Source organism: Chitinophaga fulva (genome assembly GCF_012927205.1).
Taxonomy (GTDB): Bacteria; Bacteroidota; Bacteroidia; order Chitinophagales; family Chitinophagaceae; genus Chitinophaga; species Chitinophaga fulva.
Map to the genome: position 1 here is coordinate 921,567 of NZ_JABBGC010000004.1, position 18,348 is coordinate 939,914.

The window sequence follows — 18,348 nt, forward strand, 5'->3', positions numbered from 1 at the left end:
TGAGACGTTTATAAATGTACGATATTAGCGCTATGCTTAGAGAATTTCAGATGCTCACTGCTGAACAGGCATTGAATCAGCACCAGATACAGATAAAAGTCCTTGAAAGTGAAGAGGCTTTTATGGATATGATAGGAACGGATGGTTATTTCTATGTGCATAAAGGTGATCTGCATCTGCAGGGCGACCTGATAATCGATACAGACCGACTTGACAATATGCCGGATGGCCGGCCCCCGCTGGGATTTGCTGTTATTGGCAACCTGACAGTGGATGGCGGTATCCTCAACGAAACGGGCGATTATGGCCCCGTTTTTTATGTGGCCGGCAACCTCACCTGCCGCAACCTCATGGTGGGCGGCGCGCCCACCCGCGTGGAAGGCGATGTCCGCGTGGAAGAAATGATCATGCTGCATTACAACCACGGCTGGATGCAATGCGACGGCACTTTCATCGCCCCCATTATGATCGTGGACGATTATCACCTGATGCCTTTCCGTAAAGAGATCAGTCAGTTTTATTATAATGACAACGATGCTGAAAGCCCGGAAGTCAACGAATGCGGAGAGTCTGAAGACGGCGATCCGGTGATTTCTGAAAACCTGCGCGTACTGCTCAATAATCCCCTGACGACCGACTTCGAAGAAATCCGCCGCGACCTCGCAGCGGGAGAAAGTGTGACGCAGCCGGAGGAAAAGACGCTCGAATACTGGCGCAACAAGGTACGCCGCAACTACCGTGACCTGAAGCGGGTGCCGATGGAAATGCGTACGTCCAATCTGTGTGATGAAGCGATGGCTTACAGTGTGGCGTCGCTGGAATATTTCCCTCCGGGATCTATTACGCCGGAACTGGCTGCAGCTGCGGCGGAACGGGATGGTAAGGCATTGCGTTACCTGCCATCGGAGCTGATCACCCGGGAACTGTGTTACCTCGCTGCCAAACACGGCGCCATTTTGAAGTATGATATCCCAGAGCGGTTCTACGAACATGCGTTGTTATGTAATGTTATCAAAGTGTCCGACTGGCAGATGGAACATGTGCCCATCGTTTTTATCACGGAAGATATGCTGGTGCTGTACGTGAAAGCCGGTCGCGGCGCGTGGCTGGACAGGTACTGTCAGCAATCCGGCGTGTCCAAACAGAAGGTGCTGGAGCGGGTGATGGCCGATGATATCAAATATCTCGAAAATGTATTTAACTGGCACCTGTCAGCCACGACATATGCGTATGCCCGGCAACGTTATGACAAGCCGGAATACGCGGAAGCGTGGACCGCTTTCAATGAACGTTTTGCCCGTAAAATATCGCGGCTGAATGGGAATTCGTCTACTCCATCGTCATAACCAGCTTGCGGCCATAAGTCTGGTTGTTTTCCATCATGATATGCGCCTGCCGGACGGTGTCAGCACTGAGGCGGCCCACTACCTGCACGGCCGGTGGTGTGATTACGCCGTTATTGAGCAGCGTGACCAGTTCCCGCAGGTTTTGTCCGTACCATGACAGGTGATTGGCCACCGCGTAGGCATAGTTGGAGATGTTGAGGACATGCGCGCCTTTGTCGAACAATAGTTCCCGGGTGCGTGGTGTTCCAAGGAAAGTGATGTCTGCATACCCTTTGTTTAGCCCTATTACCTCCGCCGCTGTTTCGGAGATCGTTCCTCCCGCAATATCGATGCCCCAGTCGAAATGCCGTTGCCCGCTGGCGTCCAGCAACCTTTGTGTCAGGTTGGGCTGCCGGTAGTCGAGTATGTGCGTGGCGGGCAACCCCAGTGTTTCCAGTGCTGCCTTGCTTTGTTCGTTGCCCGCAGCGGTGAACAGCTGATGGCTGCCATGTGCCTTCAGTAGTTTGATCAGGAAGCTGCCTACTGCGCCGGCGCCACCCGTGAGGAAAAGGAATTCTTCCGCTTGGGCATGCATCCGTTGAAAGGTTTGCCAGGCGGTAAGTCCGGCAGATGGAATGGCCGTTGCGGTAGTAAAAGGCAATGCTGCCGGCAGTGGCGCTACCATGAGATAATTGAGCACGATGTGCGTAGCATAGGTGCCGTTAGAGCCTTTGCTGCCAGCTGCCGCGATCACTTTGTCGCCCGGCAGGAAACCTTTTGTTTGCGCGCCTGCTGCTACCACAATGCCGGCCAGTTCCCGGCCCAGTACCGGAGAATGCATATGCTGGCTTTCGCGGCGGCCCTGCCGCATTTGATAATCAATAGGATTAAAAGCAGTGGCTTTAATTTCAATCAATAATTCATTTTCCTTATAAGTGGGCGTTGGTAGTTCCGTTTGCCGGAATTGGCCGGCATCTCCAAATCCATTTAATACAATTGCCTGCATGTACGTAATTTTGGACAAAGCTAACAGGCCGGGTCACGGTGACCAATAACCGTGATAATTGAGAGTTACTCACAAAAAAATGAGTGGTATTATGATCAAGGAAACATCTTCCAATGCGTCTAACCGGAAATTTCTGCGTAGCGCATGCCGTATCACCGGGGCGCTGGAAATCCTTTCCGGCCGCTGGAAAGCGCTGACGCTGATTCATATTTCAGAAGGGAAGAACCGTTTCAGTTTATTGAAACAGGTATTGCCAACGGTGTCGGACCAGGTGTTGGGGCGGCTGTTGCGGGAACTGGAGGCGGACGGGCTGATTGGCAAGACCATCATCCCCGAAGTGCCGGTACGGGTGGATTACAGCCTCACCGACAAAGGAGCGGCTGTGTTGCCTATCCTGGAGGAGCTGGCCGAATGGTATGATAAACGATAACCTCAGGAGGTTGCCGTCAGCAGCTGTTGTAATTTTTTCTCCTGTAAAATAGTGATGGATTTTCCTTCAGCCTCGATCAACCGTTGTTGGATAAAATCCTGCAGGATACGGTAGATAGTCTCGTAGGTGGTGCCGGCGAGGGAGGCAAGGTCCTGCCGGTTGATCGTAAATTGTTTGTGCCCATACACCCGGCTTATTTCCAGCAGTGCGTCTGCCAATCTGCTTTTCACGTCCATGTGCACAAGGTTGCGCATTTTCTTTTCCGCTTCCTGTAATTCCGCGGCATAAAACTGCATGAGCCGGTAGGTGAGGGCAGGGTTTACTTTGAGCGAGGCTTCAAAAAAGGTATTGTCCACATAACAGAAGGTACCATCTTCCAGGGCCGTGGCAGATACCGGATACAGGCGCTGTTCGCTGCCGAAGCCACGGTGGCCGAGGATGTCGCCTTTTTTCGCCAGCCGGATGATGAGTTCTTTTTCCGGTCCCCACTGTTTATGCACTTTCACTTTTCCTTCATATAAAAAATAAATGCCGGTGGCCGGATCGCCTTCGCGGAACAGTATTTCCCCTTTTTTAAACGACTGATGTTGCCGGTGGGAGGCCACTGCAGCCAACCATTCCGGGATAGCATGCTGGCATAAAAAACATGTCTTCAGATCGCAGGCCCTGTTTTTCTTCATGGTTGCAATAGTAATACTTTTTCGATGGTTTTATAGAAAAAATGCTGTTTAATATGATTTGAATCATATTTTTGTGATGGTTTTTATTTGTAGATATCATTTTTCATTTCATGGATCATATAAACAGGCCTGAAAAGGCCGGAAAAGTATCGAGAAGAGTATTTTACCTGAGCATGCAGGCATTGCTTAATGCTGTGCTGGTGGGCATGGTAGCCAAGGCGTTGGTATTACTGATCAGCCTGATCACGAACCTGTCCTTCTACGGTGAGCTTTCGTTTGAAGAGCGGGGGCCTGCCGGCCATCACCTGGGCTGGGTGGTAATATTGGTACCGGTCATCGGGAGCCTTATTGTGGGTGTCATGGCGCGTTTTGGCAGCAAGGCGATCCGGGGGCATGGTATTCCCGAAGCGATGGAGAACATTATTTTGAATGAGAGCCGGATACCGCCGGTGATCACCATACTGAAGCCGTTGTCAGCTGCCATTTCCATTGGTACGGGCGGACCTTTCGGTGCGGAAGGCCCTATCATCGCCACGGGTGGCGCCATGGGGTCATTTACCGGCCAGGTGATCCATATTTCTTCCGCAGAGCGGAAGGTATTGCTGGCTGCTGGCGCCTGTGCGGGCATGTCTGCCATTTTCGGCAGTCCGCTGGCAGCCATCTTACTGGCGATAGAGCTGTTGTTGTTTGAATTTTCGCCACGTTCGGTGATCCCGGTGGCTTTGTCCTGTATTGCTGGCGCTGGCATGCACCTGTTGTTGTTTGGCAATGATCCGGTATTTGCTATGCCGCCTATCCCGGTGGTATCAGATATGGCGCTGGTGACTTATGTGCTCATGGGCGCCGCCATCGGTGTAGTGGCAGCGCTGGTATCCCGTTCCGTGTATTGGGTGGAGGATATGTTTGAGCATCTGCCTATCCACTGGATGTGGTGGCCGGCCATTGGTGCTGTAGCCGTGGGGGTGATTGGTTATTTCGCACCGCATACCATGGGGGTGGGGTATGATAATATTAAGACGCTGTTGACCGGTGAGGTGACGTTAACACTGATGTTGTCTCTTTGTGTGTTGAAATACTTGTCGTGGGTGATCTCTTTGGGCAGCGGTACCTCCGGTGGTACGCTGGCGCCGTTGTTCACCATTGGCGGTGCTTTCGGTGCGTTGATGGGCGTAGTGGTGCTGCAACTGTTTCCCGGCAGCGGCATCAACCTGGCCACAGCAGCATTGATCGGCATGGCGGCCATGTTTGCCGGCGCATCACGGGCATTGCTGACGGCTATTGTGTTTGCGCTGGAAACGACCGGGCAGCCACACGGACTGTTGCCCTTGATCGGCGCTTGTACCACCGCTTACTTTGTCTCTTTCTTTTTGATGAAAGGATCTATTATGACAGAGAAGATCCGCCGCCGGGGCGTACATGCGCCGGAAGAATACATCCCTGATGTGATGCAGCAGATCAATGCCGCTATGGTAGTGGTACAGCCGGAGATGATGGTGAAAGATACTTTCACCGCGGCACAGGTAAACATCCTGCTCGATAACCACGCGTATTATCAGCAGCACCTGCTGGTAACCGATGCTGATGGCCGTTTTGCGGGGTATCTCGACCGGCAGCAGTTGCTGGTGGCAGATGAAAATACCATGATAGCGCAACTGGTATCGCGTACAGCACCGTTCCTGTTGCCTGGCGACGATATTAACATGGTAGCGCAGATGCTGGAGAAGTACCAGCTGAGCGTGTTGGCCGTGATAGAAGATAACCGGTTGAAGGGTATGGTGACAGCCGCTGCTATCATGCATACCTACAGCGAAAAACAGCTGGCATCAGCAAGGTATCACTCCGCCTTTTTCGGCAATACCCGCCTGTTGCGGTTGATGGCACGCGGAAAACGCCTGCTGGTGAGATAAACAGCGTTCGTCCTTCATGTGCCGAAATATGGTACTTTTGCTGCGGAATATACCACCATGCAGCAGAAACCATTGACTACCAGGGAGCGGATTTTACAGTCCCGGAACTTTAAAGACGGAGCGTTCCAAAACCTGGCGCCTACTCCCATGAAATCGGAGGACATATCTTATTTCGGCATGCTGAAGCAGGCGTTGCGCCGGCCCGGAAATGTCCGTCCGCCAAAAACACTGCCCTCGGTGAAGGCACCGCTGCGGGCAGTGGCCGGCTACAAACCGGTCATCACCTGGTTTGGACATTCTTCCTACCTGATACAGATCAATGGCCTGAATATATTGGTAGATCCCGTTTTCAGCGGTAATGCTTCGCCGATGCCGTTTACCGTCAAGGCATTTCCCGGCAGCAATGGTTATTCCGCTGCTGACATGCCATCCATTGATATCCTGATCGTCACCCACAACCATTATGATCATCTCGATAAAAAAACAATAACAGCCCTGTTGCCTTCCACCAAAGCGGTGTATACCGCGCTGGGCGTAGGGCAGGACCTGATGGCCTGTGGTAGCCATGCCGATGGTAAAATTACCGAGATGGACTGGTGGGATACCATACATTTATCCGATGAGCTGTCACTAACGGCAACGCCTGCACGTCATTTTTCCGGCAGGGGATTAAAAAGAGGCGGTAGCCTGTGGACATCCTTCGTGTTTCACCTGTATGGATATACGTTGTTTCTTGGCGGGGACTCCGGTTATGGTGATCATTTCAAGGAGATAGGAAAAGTATACGGGCCTTTTGATCTGGCCATCCTGGAATGCGGGCAGTATGACGATGCGTGGCCTTACATTCACATGAAACCGGAAGAGGTGGTGCAGGCAGCGATGGACCTGGACGCCAAAGTACTGATGCCGGTACACTGGGCTAAATTCGCGTTGGCCAATCACCCATGGGACGAGCCCCCGGCAAGGGTAACGGCCGCCGCTGCCACGGAAGGGCTGGCAGTCACCACCCCGATGATCGGGGAACAGGTGATCGTGGGGGAGAGTTATCCACATCTGCAATGGTGGCATCTATAAACTGAACACAGCCAATTCCACAATACCGTGTCCCGGCTGATGAAAAACGCGGTTGGTACCGGTGAGTTTTTTCTCTGTCTCGCATAATGGTTCAAAATACTCCAGCCGGCCAAAACGGGCCACCAAATCCCTTATCTGTTGCCGGGTGTTCAAATTGAGGGTCGTGTTAAGGTATGTTTCCATCACCTTCAGCGTATTCCGGTGATAGACCAGGAAGTTGTCCGGCACATCTGGCAGCGCCAGTGAAAAATCAAGCAAGCCCAGATGATGTTGTTGAGGAGTTGCCAATAATTGCATGACCTGCACACATGCTTCATTGCTCATATAATGGAGCACGCCTTCAAAAATGACCATGGCCGGTTCTTCGGGCATATATCCCGCTTGTATTAACATAGCCTCCAGCAAGACAGTATCGGTAAGATCGCATTGCAGCAAATGCAGCGGTCCTGTTATATGTAATATTTCTTCATAGATTATTTTCTTCTCTTCGATATACCCGTTGTCTACCTCCAGTATACGGCTGATACGTTCGGCGTAGTGTTCCAGCAGGTAGAGCGACAGCGGGTCCAGTCCTGCGCCGAGGATCAGCACCTGCTGCACGGGGTATTGTGCCATCCGGTGCTGTATGACTTCGCGAACGGCCTGTTTGCGGTAGTAAATGGTGTCTGCTATTGGCGGGTAGGTACGGGTCAGGTCGCGCGACAAACGGCTCGTTTCACTGAAATCAATCGCGTTGATATAAGCCTTTTCAAGGGGGCTGGTATACAATCTGATAGCCTGTTCCAATACCAGTCGTGCCGTTGCGGGAACTTTTAACTTATTGGTCATCAGAATTGGTTATTTTTAATGAATATAAGGCTTACGTGCGCATGGAAGATGCAGTCAGAACAATTACAGATTATCATTGTTTCATTAGGAATGTCAACAATATAGCATATGAAGGAACGTATAGCATCTCTCAGCAAACTGGAAAAGGAAGGCAGGCAGATATCCCGTTTACCTTTCTCCATCAGGATCTTACTGGAAAACGTATTGCGCAACCACGACAATTTCGCCATCACCGATGAACATGTGGAAACGCTGGTCAACTGGCAGCCCACACCGCCCGACAAGGAAATTCCTTTTAAGCCGGCGCGTGTGCTGATGCAGGATTTCACAGGTGTGGCGGCCGTGGTGGATATTGCCTCGATCCGGGCAGAAGTCATCCGCAGGGGAAAAGACGGCGCTAAAATCAATCCGGCCATCCCGGTAGACCTGGTGGTGGACCACTCCGTACAGGTTGATTTTTTTGCGACAGACTACGCTTACACAAAGAATGTGGCCTACGAGTATGAGCGTAACAAAGAGCGGTACCAGCTGCTTAAATGGGCGCAACAGGCATTTGATAATTTTACGGTCGTGCCGCCGGGCATGGGCATCTGCCACCAGGTGAACCTCGAATACCTGGCACATGGCGTTATCTCCCGCGATGGCTGGATATTCCCGGATTCGCTCGTCGGGACCGACTCACACACACCTATGGTGAATGGTATTGGCGTACTGGGCTGGGGCGTAGGTGGTATTGAAGCAGAAGCGGCCATCCTCGGGCAGCCGATTTATTTCTCCTGTCCGCAGGTAATCGGCCTGAAACTGACAGGGCAACTAAGCGAGGGCGTTACTGCTACGGACATGGTGTTAGCGATCACCCAGCTGCTGCGCAAATACGGGGTGGTCGATAAATTTGTGGAAGTGTTCGGCGAGGGGCTGGACCATCTCTCCGTACCAGACAGGGCCACTATCTCCAACATGTCGCCCGAATTCGGCTGTACCGTTACTTACTTCCCCATAGATGAACAAACATTGCAATACATGCGTCGCACCAACCGCCCCGATGAAGTGGTGGCCCGTGTGGAAAACTACTGTAAGGAAAATATGTTGTGGCGTCATGGCAATGAAAATATCACCTATTCCGATGTGATAGAGCTGGACCTCTCGAAGGTACAGTCAGCCGTAGCCGGCCCTAAACGGCCGCAGGACCGCATCCTGGTGAAAGACCTGCATTCAGCGTTTGAATCGCTGCTGAACAAGGAATTCAAAAGGATGTACACGCCCGAAGGCAAACGCCGCGATACCGCGTGGCTATACGAAGGTGGTTCCGGTACTGCATTCACCTACGAGATCCAGAAACACACGGAAGAAGTAGCGGTGGAAGTGGATTATCTGAAGTCGGTGCGCATCAAACTAAAAAATGAAGAATATGTGCTGAGTGACGGCGCTATTGCTATTGCGGCCATCACCAGCTGTACCAATACCTCCAATCCCAGTGTGATGATCGGTGCAGGGCTGGTAGCTAAAAAAGCGATCAGTCGCGGCCTCTATGTGAAGCCATGGGTGAAAACCAGTCTGGCGCCCGGCTCCCGTGTAGTGACCGAATATCTGAAACGTTCCGGTTTACTGTACGAGCTGGAAGCATTGCGTTTCCATGTGGTGGGATATGGCTGTACTTCGTGTATTGGTAACAGTGGTCCGCTGCCGCCGCATGTAGCTGAAGCGGTGGACAAAGGCAGCCTGATCGTGGCTTCTGTATTATCCGGTAACCGCAACTTTGAAGCGCGTGTACATCCGCAGGTGAAGATGAACTTCCTCGCGTCGCCATTGCTGGTAGTGGCTTATGCCATCACCGGCCGTGTAGACGTAGACCTGCTCAATGATCCGCTGGGCTTCGATCCTAACGGCGAGCCGGTATTCCTGCGGGATATATGGCCTACCCAGGATGAAATCAACGAAGCTGTTGCCGCCGCGGTGAAACAGGAGGACTTCAGGAATACCTATTCGGTGATCTTTGAAGGGGATGACCAGTGGAAAGGATTATTGGCGCCTACCGGTCAGGATTACCATTGGAGCAACGATTCCACCTATATCAAAGAAGCACCATTTTTCTACAACCTGCCTGATACTCCGTCTGCCGTGGAAGACGTCACGGATGCGCGTGTGCTGCTGATGCTGGGCGATTCCGTTACAACAGACCACATCTCGCCTGCCGGGTCTTTCAAGGCGGATACGCCTGCCGGTAAATACCTGCTCGACAGGGGCATCGATCCTAAAATGTTTAACTCTTATGGTTCCCGCAGGGGTAATCATGAAGTGATGATCAGGGGAACGTTTGCCAATGTGCGCATTAAAAACGCGCTGTCACCCAAAGAAGGTGGTTTCACTACCTTGATGCCACAGGGCATGGTGCTGCCAGTATACGATGCGGCCATGCAATACGCCGCGGCAAAAGTACCATTGATCATCCTCGCCGGAAAAGAGTATGGCAGCGGTTCTTCGCGCGACTGGGCCGCCAAGGGCGCCAATCTGCTGGGTGTGAAAGCGGTGATCGCGGAGAGTTACGAACGTATCCATCGCAGCAACCTGGTAGGCATGGGCGTGTTGCCGCTGGAGTATGTGAACGGCGAAACTGCCGCCTCGCTGGGACTGTACGGTACCGAAACTTATACTATCACTGGTATAGCAGAAGACCTTACCCCCGGAAAAATTGTAACGGTAACGGCTACACCGGCCAGTGGACCAGCGGTAGTTTTCCAAGCCAAATGCCGGTTGAATTCCGCCATTGAAATAGAATACTACAAAAATGGTGGTATCCTGCAATATGTGCTGAGGGCATTTTTGAAGAAGGCATAAAATTTGGGAATTTTTTGATTTACGATTTTTTGATTTTATAAATAAAACCGGAAGACCGAAGCGAGTAATGAAATCGCTTCGGTCTTCTTATTTAAAATCAAAAAATCGTAAATCAAAAAATTCCTAAATTTTTCTGCTTTATTTCTTGGCAAGTTCTGATATTTTCTTTCGATCTCCTACCAGCCACACTACATCTTCCCATTCAAAAGCCATATCGGAAGGCGGGTTCAGGATACGTTCGCTGCCACGGGCAATACCTACCACCAGCGCACTGGTTTTTTCCCTGATGCCGGAGCTGCGGATGGTCTGACCTTTCAGGCCATTGTGTTCGTCTACCACGATGCTGGTAAGCCCCACATTATCATCCGCCATATCGTCGCTTCTTTCCACCACGAGTGTGTTCACTACCCGGTTGAATTCTTCCAGCTGTGCTTCCGTACCGATCGCCACGATCACATCATTGGGGAATAGTTTTTCCTGCCGGGTGGGCGCATAAATGGTAACGTTGCCTCTTTTGATAGCGCCAACGTTGATGCCATATTTTTCCCGCAGCTGCAAGTCTACCAGTGGGGTATCAATCAGCGATGACCATGGATTGATCTCTATTTCGGATACCTGTGCGTCCCAGGGGAGCAGATCGGCAGCCGCCTTTTTCTTAGCAGCAGCATCCGCTTCTTCACGGGCATTGAGGTTGGAGAGGAAACGGTGTTCAATACGACTGTAATATTTCTGTAACTGTTGCCTTAGTGCCAGCAACACTACTGCCATCACGATGGAGGTACCCAGCAGCGCCTGCCAGAAAGGGAAGAACTGGTTGAGCAGGAAACCTACCAGTAGCACAGCTATCACGTTGCGGATCACTTCCACTACCACCAGCGGGCCGCGGTTGTATTTGGAATCGAGCCACAGCGCTTTGTAAGCGATGCCCTGTACCTTTTTGATGGTGAGCGCGGAAATAAACGGCGCCATCATAGCGATGGCCAATACCACCGCTATCAGTTTGGCCAGCAGCTGATTCTCTATATATTTCGTGATGAAAGGGCCTACGTAGTAAGTGTTGAGCAGAATGATGGCGATCAGTACCACGCTGTTCAGGATGATCACTTTCAGGTAAGCGTTGAGCACAATGCGCCAGTCGCTTTCCGCCTGAAGGGTTTGGGAGCTGGCAGAGTAGCGGTTGAGCGCTATCAGCCATTTCTCAGGGATGATCTTCGACAACCAGTTGTACATGGGCGTAGAGAAACGGATCATGTACGGAGTGGTGAAAGTGGTGACGGCGGAAACGCCCACCGCTACCGGGAAGAGGAATTCGCTGGTTACCCCGAGGGTCACGCCCAGCGTGGCAATGATGAAGGCAAACTCGCCCACCTGCGCCATGCTCATGCCTACCTGCACGGCCTCTTTCAGCGGCCGGCCGGACAAGAGCGCACCTACACCCGTACTGATGAATTTACCGAAAATAGTCAGCAAGGTAATCCACAGCACCGGCCAACGGTATTCGATGATCATCTCCGGATTGATCAGCATACCTACAGATACAAAGAAAATAGCACCGAACAGGTCTTTTACCGGTTGTATGAGGTGTTCCACTTTTTCGGAAGAAGTAGTTTCTGCGATAATAGAGCCCATGATAAAGGCACCCAACTCTGCGGAGAAACCAACCTGTGTGGCCAGTATCACCATACCCAGACAGAGGGCTATGCTGAGAATGAGCAGCGTTTCGCTGTTCATGTATTTCTCCATTTTTTTCAGGAAAGTGGGTAGCAGGAAAATGCCCGCCAGGAACCATACCGCCAGGAAAAACAGGAGTTTGGCGATGGTAAACAACATCTGGGAACCTTCAAACTGTTTGCTCACCGCCATAGTGGAAAGCAATACCATCAACAGGATCACCACAATATCTTCTATTACCAGTACCCCAAATACAATTTTGGTAAATGGTTTTTTCTTGATACCCAGTTCTTCAAAAGCCCGGATGATAATAGTGGTGGACGAGCTGGCGAGCAAACCGCCGAGAAACAGGCTGTCCATAGTACTCCAGCCCATCAGTTGACCGGTGAAATACCCGGCCACGGTGATGAAGGCTATTTCCGTAAAGGCGGTGATCGCCGCCGTGCCTCCTACACGCATCAGTTTTTTGAAACTGAATTCAAGGCCAAGGGAAAATAACAAAAAGATAACGCCTATCTCAGACCATATCTTAACACTCTCCCCATCACTGATAGAGGGGAAAAGATGAAAGTTAGGGCCCACGATAAAGCCGGCGATGATGTAACCCAATACCATGGGCTGTTTCAGCCGCCTGAATAATAAAGTAATAATACCTGCCGCTCCAAGAATCAATGCCAGGTCAATAATCAATTTCGGTAGATGCATACAGTAAAAATCGATTTATAGATTGCGTAATGTAAGGTTATGTCAGCGCGTATAAACGTGCCGGCATAATGTGTTAAAGCCAATTGTTGAATCGCTGAACTTCGCTAATATATTATTTTTTCAGGGGGTTGACAAGTGAAATGTTAAAGGGGAAATACAGTGTGGATGATAGTTAGGATATGATCTTTAAATGAGTGATAAGGTCGTGAAAATATTGTGATGACCATATCTCCAGGACAGACGGATTTTTAATAAACCGAATAATGTCCTCTCTTACCTTAGTGAAATCAACAGTATCAATTTTTTTCTGCAGTAATTTCCGGAGAGCCGCAGGTGTGATGTTTGCGTCCTGCCAGTCACCGCTATCCTGTGCCCGTAACAGAAAATGTTGCAGATTCAACGGGATTCCCTTTTTTATATACCATTCCAGGTCATACCAGTCGCGCCCCTTCACATTTTCTTTCCACTTGCGGAAAAGTAATGCATGCATTTTTCCCGCAAACAAATCGTTGATGGTAAAACATTTCACATAAAAAGAAAAAGGTCTTAACAGGAGTTTGTCTTCTGTATCAAAACCCAGTGGGGGTAGCGTATCTACTTCCAGTTTGATTTTTAGATGTGCTACCTCATCAAGGCCTTTTTGTGGGATGATTTCTTCCAGTATCAGTTCTTTCCACACCGTTTCTGATTTCAGAAAGGCTGATTCAATATGCGTTTGACGGGTTTTACTTTTTTCTTTGACAGATACCAGCATGCCCAGTGTCGCAAATTCCGTAACAAGAGCGTCCAGGTATTTGTCAAACGAAAAATCAGGATTTTTTTTCAGCAGGGAAAAGTCGAGGTCTTCTGAAAATCGGTCCAGCCCGTAGAATATCCTTAAAGCTGTTCCTCCATAGAAAGCCGCTTTCTCGAAAAAGCCCGCGCGTTGTAGTCCTGCGAGTGCTGTCTCCTGCATGATCTCCCGTAAGGCCAGCAATGCCTCTCCTCTGTTAGCGGGTTGGTAGGAGTCGATCCATTCTTTGATCATAAGCTTTTAATTGTTTTGATGACCATTTCCAGGCTTTTTTTCTTGGGTGCGCATCCTAACCATTCCTGCATGGTGTTTGTGTCCAATGCTGCCAGTACTTCCTCGTCGATACGGAGGTTTTCTACGAGATATTCCATCACCATTCGCCGGCTTCTGAGTATAATGCCCGCAGTGGTAACGATTTTATCTGACAAGGCTTTCTCCGGAGTGGCTACCAGCGCGTATTGGTTTTCATCCAGTTTCGCTTGTCTTATGCCATAGGCATAGTACGGAAAAGGAAGATGATAGTAGGCAAACCGGCCGGCCGGCGTATCAAATTCGTGGCTTGCCTTGGTTGTCATGGAAGATATCTCATATACCCGTTCCGGAATAAGTCCATGATAGGATAATGCAACATCCATAGAAACGTAGCTGGGCCCGTAAACATGATTGGCTAGCAAAAAAGATTCCGGTTGCCGGAGTTTAAGGGCAGGGCCAGGCACATACAGACCCTTCTTTACCGGAACAAGCATCTGCTCCTGTAGCAGGGTGTGTATTTTGTCATTAGGTCGTTTATAGTCTTTAAGCAGAGACAGGAGCAGCTGATGCGTAAGCGGCTGGCCCTGAAAGGGGGTAATGGCCTGTATTACATTCATCTGTCAATTTTTAATGAGATAATCGGATAATTTCCGATTATGTCCTTCAAAATTAACAAAAAATATCTAAAGTTGTCAAAAAATGGATAGATAATCGAAAATATTCCGATTATCTCCTTAAAATTTGACAACTTATTTTTTCCCAAGGTACTCGGAGGGCAGCATGCCAAACTGTTTCTGAAAATTGCGGCTGAAATTATTCAACGATGCAAAGCCGGTCATTTCTGCGGCTTCATTGACTTTATAATACCCGCTGTCCAGTAGTGTGGCGGCTTTTTTCAGGCGGGTGAGGTTGATCAGTTCATGCGGGGTAAGGTCGGAGATGACTTTTATTTTACGGTACAGGGTAGGGCGGCTCATATTCATTTTGTCGGCAAGTACTTCCACATCCAGGTTTACGTCTGTGAGGTGCTGAAGGATGATTTCATGCAGCTTGTCAAGGAAAGCTTCATCGGCGCGGGAGATGGCCATGCTGCGGATATGTACGGTGGGTTCGGCGGCGAAATGGTCCCGCACTTTTTGCCGGTTGCTAAGCAGACTGGCAATCTGTGCTTCCAGGTGGGCAGGTGAAAAAGGTTTTTCGATATAGGCGTCGGCGCCCAGTTCGAGGCCTTCGATCTTGGATTGCAGGTTATTGCGGGCGGTGAGCAGTATCACGGGGATATGGCTGTATTCCACGTCTGATTTGATCTGGCGGCACAGTTCAAATCCGTCCATCTCCGGCATCATTACATCACTAACGACCAGGTGGATGGCGCTGTCACGCAGTATCCGCAGGGCGGTGACGCCATCTTTTGCGGTAACGATGTGGTACTTGTCCTGCAGGTCATCAGCGATAAAATCAAGGATCTCCTGGTTATCGTCTACCAGCAGCAGCTGTGGCCGGGTTATGATATGCTTTTCCATTTGCTGAGATTAAATTCTATTTCCTGGTGTATAGGTAATGTCAGTACGAATATATTCTGACGATTATTGGTGTATGATAGTTCCAGCGTGCCCTGATGCAGCTGGGCGAGTGAACGGGCGATGGACAAACCGAGCCCGGTGCCCGGCTGATTATCGGCGCTTTTGCCACGGAAGAACGGTTCAAATATTTTCTCCTTCATCTCGGCGGGAATGAGTGTACCATCGTTTTGAATGTGTATGGTGAAATGTTCCGCATCGGGACTGACGGGCAACAGCGCTATCAATACCTCTCTGGTAGCGTATTTGACGGCATTGCTGACCAGGTTGCTGATGATTTTGTTAAACGCTTCTATATCGATGTAAGCAAAAAACTCATTAACGGAAAGGAATATACGGAACTGCAATTCTTTTTGTTCAGCAGCGGGAATGAACTGCAGGTGTATCTCCTGTAATAGTGCCGGGATACCGGCTTTGACAAAATTCAGTTTGTAACCGTTGATTTCTGTGCGTCGGAAATCGAGCAGTTGATTGGTGAGGTCCAGCAGCCGGTTGGTGTTGCGCTCCATGATCTGGAGGTTCTTCTGTACCTGCGGCACTTCTCCGGAGCGTTGTATCACCTTTTCCATCGGGCCTTTGATGAGTGTCAGCGGTGTGCGTATCTCATGGGCGATATGGGTGAAAAACTCAATTTTAGCCTGGTACAGTTCTTTTTCTTTTTCATGTTCCAGCAGCTCCATGCGACGTTGCTGCTGCTGCCGGATACGCTGCCGGTAATGCCGGATGATAAACCAGGTAAGGCTGCACAGGGTGACGAGATATAACGCATAAGCGGGATAGCTGGCCCAGAAAGGAGGCAGTATCCGGATGGTCAGTTGCCGCGGCGCAGTAGTCCACTGGCCGCTGTTATTGGCGGCTTTCACCAGGAAATGATACGTGCCGGGCGCCAGTTTGGTGAAGACGGCTTTGCGGTTCGTTTCCAGGTAAGTCCAGTCTTTATCCAGGCCTTCCATCTTGTAGGCGTAAGGCGTCGTCTCCGACGCACTGAAACGCAGGGCGGCGAAGTCGATGCTGAAAGACGACTGGTCATAGGCAAGCGTGATGGTATCTGTGTAGTTGATCGCTTTCGGTAAGGCAGGATTGCCGGGCAACAGTGGTTTGTTATACACCTGGAAACCGGTGAGGTATACCGGCGGTACGTAGCTATCAGCGGGCAGATTAGCAGGATTGAACCGTATCATGCCTTTTACGCTGCCGAAATACATAGTGCCGCAACTGTCTTTGTAGGCGGAGTTGTAGTTGAACTGATCGTTGAGCAGGCCGTTGGTTTTCGTATATACTTTGATGTTACCGTTACCGGAATTAAGATGTGCAAGCCCTTTGGAAGTGGTGATCCACAGATCGTGCTGGTCATCTTCCAAAAGATTATACGTCATATTGCTCAATAACCCATTGTGGGTGGTATATCGTACAAAGCGGCCAGTGGCCTTGTCCAGCCGGCACAAGCCTCCTTCGGTGGTGAACCAGAGCTGATGACGGCTGTCTTCGAGGATATGGTCTACACGGTTGTTCGGCAGACTGGTACTGTCGGTATTGCTGTACAGGGACACGCCTTTCTGGCCGGTACGCGGGTTGAAGTGGTGAAGTCCGTCGCGTGTAGTGCCTGCCCAGTAAGTGCCTTCGCTGTCCTGGTACACGCAGGTGTAAAAAAAGTAATCCGGCAGTTCTTTGATAAGGGCAAAGCCGTCACGATCGCGGAGGTAACGGTAAAGCCCCCTCGAAGTACAGAACAGGATATCGCCGTTGCGGTCCTGCGTGATGCTGTAGATGAAATTGCTGCGCAGGTCGTAGGGGCCGTTGCCGGCGGAGTAATGGCGAATGAATTTTCCATTGCGTACGTCCATAAGATCGAGGCCATGTTCGAAAGTGCCTATCCAGAGGGTATCACCCGTGACGAGCAGGCCATGCAGATTAGTATGCGACAGTCCGCCGCCGCCAGGCAAAGGCCTGATGCGGGTGATGTTTCCGCTGCGTATATCCATGCTGTTTAGTCCGCCATCTTCGGTGCCTATCCAGAGCCGGCCGTAGCGGTCCGCACAGATTTCCCGCACGGCATTGCCACCGAGGGCATTTTCACCGGTGCGGGGGAAAAATTTTTCAAAGGCAGTATAGGATTCCGTGAAATAATTAATGCCACCGAAATAAGTGCCGGCCCATATACCATTTTCCCGGTCGCGGTACAACGTGTACACCGCATTGTCGGAGATGGAATAGGGATCATTATATTTTTTCCGCAGGTTGATATAACTGCTGTCAGCCGGATGATAGATGTAGATACCGCTTTCAGTGGCTATCCAGTATTCATCGGGGCCACGACGCAGAAAATCACGTACATACGTGCCCGTGCCTTCCCCGGTACGGGTGAGCAGGTCCTGGTACGTATGCAACCGGGTATTAAACAGTTTGATGCCCTGTGTGGTGGTGCCAATGAGAATAGTATCAGGTCCGGTACCTGTCATTTTGGTGATCCAGGTGGAAGTGGGGGGAGGAGAGTGGTCGAACAGGGGATAAGCCGTAAACCGGTCTGTTTGCCTGTTATACCTGGCTATCTGCCCTTCGGGCGATGTCAGCCAGATGTTACCATCCGTGGCCCTGCATAAGTTGCTGGCCTGTGGATAATGCGCCGGAGCTGTCAGTTCACCGGTATGCGGATTGTAACGGTATAGTTTCAGGTCGTCGCTGAACCAGATGTTGCCGTCAAGGTCTTTGTCTATTGCGAGGATGATGCCGGGTTGCGCTTTGATGGAGGTGAACTGTTCGGTGGCGGGGTTATAGGCATACAGTCCTTTGTCCGTGCCGATATACAACAGGCCGTCGTTGTCTTCCCATATCACCGATACATAGTTGCCGCCGATACTGCCCGGTTGCTGCGGGTCGTGGCGGAATACGCGGAACGTATAGCCGTCAAACCGGTTGAGCCCATCCTTGGTGCCAAACCACATGAATCCCTGCCTGTCCTGTAAAGAACAGATCACAGCATTGTTTGACAGCCCGTTCTCTACCTGATAATGTACAAAGTTGACAGACTGGCCGGATGCCGGGAAGCCGGCAAAAAGCAACAGGAAAATGACGATACCACGCAACTGCAAAGCATGAAAGGTTTTTATAAAGATAATAATATCCATTCCGATTGAGGAATCAAGGTCTGCCATCAAAAATGAGACGATTTGTAAAAAGATTGAGACGAAAAGGCGTACTATCAAGCCGGGTATTCTTTTTCTTTGGAAAATATTTTAAGTGTTTTTTATACACTTAAATCGAT

Annotated in this window: 13 protein-coding genes; 5 read left to right on the forward strand and 8 right to left on the reverse strand. The window is 50.4% G+C overall.

The window, feature by feature from the left end; translation table 11 throughout:
• The first annotated feature begins 32 nt into the window (after positions 1-32).
• On the forward strand, positions 33-1,346 hold the full coding sequence (locus HHL17_RS32210) for a polymer-forming cytoskeletal protein (protein WP_169228903.1): 1,314 nt from the start codon (positions 33-35) through the stop codon (positions 1,344-1,346).
• On the opposite strand, the gene HHL17_RS32215 is transcribed toward HHL17_RS32210, so the two are convergent.
• On the reverse strand, positions 1,330-2,331 hold the full coding sequence (locus tag HHL17_RS32215; RefSeq protein WP_169228904.1) for a quinone oxidoreductase family protein: 1,002 nt from the start codon (positions 2,329-2,331) through the stop codon (positions 1,330-1,332). The two genes, HHL17_RS32210 and HHL17_RS32215, sit on opposite strands and share 17 nt — an antisense overlap.
• Before the next feature lie 91 nt (positions 2,332-2,422).
• Between HHL17_RS32215 and HHL17_RS32220 the strand changes: the two genes are divergently transcribed.
• Positions 2,423-2,761 (forward strand): winged helix-turn-helix transcriptional regulator, encoded by a 339-nt coding sequence (locus HHL17_RS32220; protein ID WP_169228905.1) that lies wholly within the window; start codon positions 2,423-2,425, stop codon positions 2,759-2,761.
• A 2-nt stretch (positions 2,762-2,763) separates the two neighbouring features.
• Here the strand turns inward: HHL17_RS32220 and HHL17_RS32225 are convergent, their stop codons facing one another.
• Entirely contained in the window at positions 2,764-3,441 is a 678-nt protein-coding gene (locus tag HHL17_RS32225) for a Crp/Fnr family transcriptional regulator (RefSeq protein WP_169228906.1), read from the reverse strand.
• 110 nt (positions 3,442-3,551) lie between these two features.
• Here HHL17_RS32225 and HHL17_RS32230 point away from each other — a divergent pair, with 110 nt between their 5' ends.
• The gene (locus tag HHL17_RS32230; RefSeq protein ID WP_169228907.1) at positions 3,552-5,348 is read left to right on the forward strand and encodes a chloride channel protein; all 1,797 of its coding nucleotides are present in this window, start codon (positions 3,552-3,554) and stop codon (positions 5,346-5,348) included.
• An 18-nt stretch (positions 5,349-5,366) separates the two neighbouring features.
• The gene (locus tag HHL17_RS32235) at positions 5,367-6,422 is read left to right on the forward strand and encodes an MBL fold metallo-hydrolase (protein WP_317166672.1); all 1,056 of its coding nucleotides are present in this window, start codon (positions 5,367-5,369) and stop codon (positions 6,420-6,422) included.
• On the opposite strand, the gene HHL17_RS32240 is transcribed toward HHL17_RS32235, so the two are convergent.
• A complete protein-coding gene (locus HHL17_RS32240; RefSeq protein WP_169228908.1) occupies positions 6,417-7,250 on the reverse strand; it encodes a class I SAM-dependent methyltransferase in 834 nt (277 codons plus the stop codon). The two genes, HHL17_RS32235 and HHL17_RS32240, sit on opposite strands and share 6 nt — an antisense overlap.
• 108 nt (positions 7,251-7,358) lie before the next feature.
• Between HHL17_RS32240 and acnA the strand changes: the two genes are divergently transcribed.
• A complete protein-coding gene (gene acnA, locus HHL17_RS32245; protein ID WP_169228909.1) occupies positions 7,359-10,085 on the forward strand; it encodes an aconitate hydratase AcnA in 2,727 nt (908 codons plus the stop codon).
• A 138-nt stretch (positions 10,086-10,223) separates the two neighbouring features.
• On the opposite strand, the gene HHL17_RS32250 is transcribed toward acnA, so the two are convergent.
• From HHL17_RS32250 to HHL17_RS32270, 5 genes are all read right to left on the reverse strand, one after another.
• Positions 10,224-12,461 carry a cation:proton antiporter gene (locus HHL17_RS32250; protein ID WP_169228910.1) on the reverse strand — a complete coding sequence of 746 codons (2,238 nt, stop codon included), beginning with the start codon at positions 12,459-12,461 and terminating at the stop codon, positions 10,224-10,226.
• 172 nt (positions 12,462-12,633) lie between these two features.
• Positions 12,634-13,488, reverse strand: a complete 855-nt coding sequence (locus HHL17_RS32255; RefSeq protein ID WP_169228911.1) for a nucleotidyl transferase AbiEii/AbiGii toxin family protein — start codon at positions 13,486-13,488, stop codon at positions 12,634-12,636.
• A complete protein-coding gene (locus HHL17_RS32260; protein WP_169228912.1) occupies positions 13,485-14,123 on the reverse strand; it encodes a type IV toxin-antitoxin system AbiEi family antitoxin domain-containing protein in 639 nt (212 codons plus the stop codon). Before HHL17_RS32260 ends, HHL17_RS32255 begins: the two co-directional genes overlap by 4 nt.
• Positions 14,124-14,255: 132 nt before the next feature.
• Entirely contained in the window at positions 14,256-15,029 is a 774-nt protein-coding gene (locus HHL17_RS32265; RefSeq protein ID WP_169228913.1) for a response regulator transcription factor, read from the reverse strand.
• On the reverse strand, positions 15,011-18,211 hold the full coding sequence (locus HHL17_RS32270) for a ligand-binding sensor domain-containing protein (protein ID WP_169228914.1): 3,201 nt from the start codon (positions 18,209-18,211) through the stop codon (positions 15,011-15,013). The genes HHL17_RS32265 and HHL17_RS32270 overlap by 19 nt, the downstream gene beginning before the upstream one ends.
• Positions 18,212-18,348 lie beyond the last annotated feature (137 nt).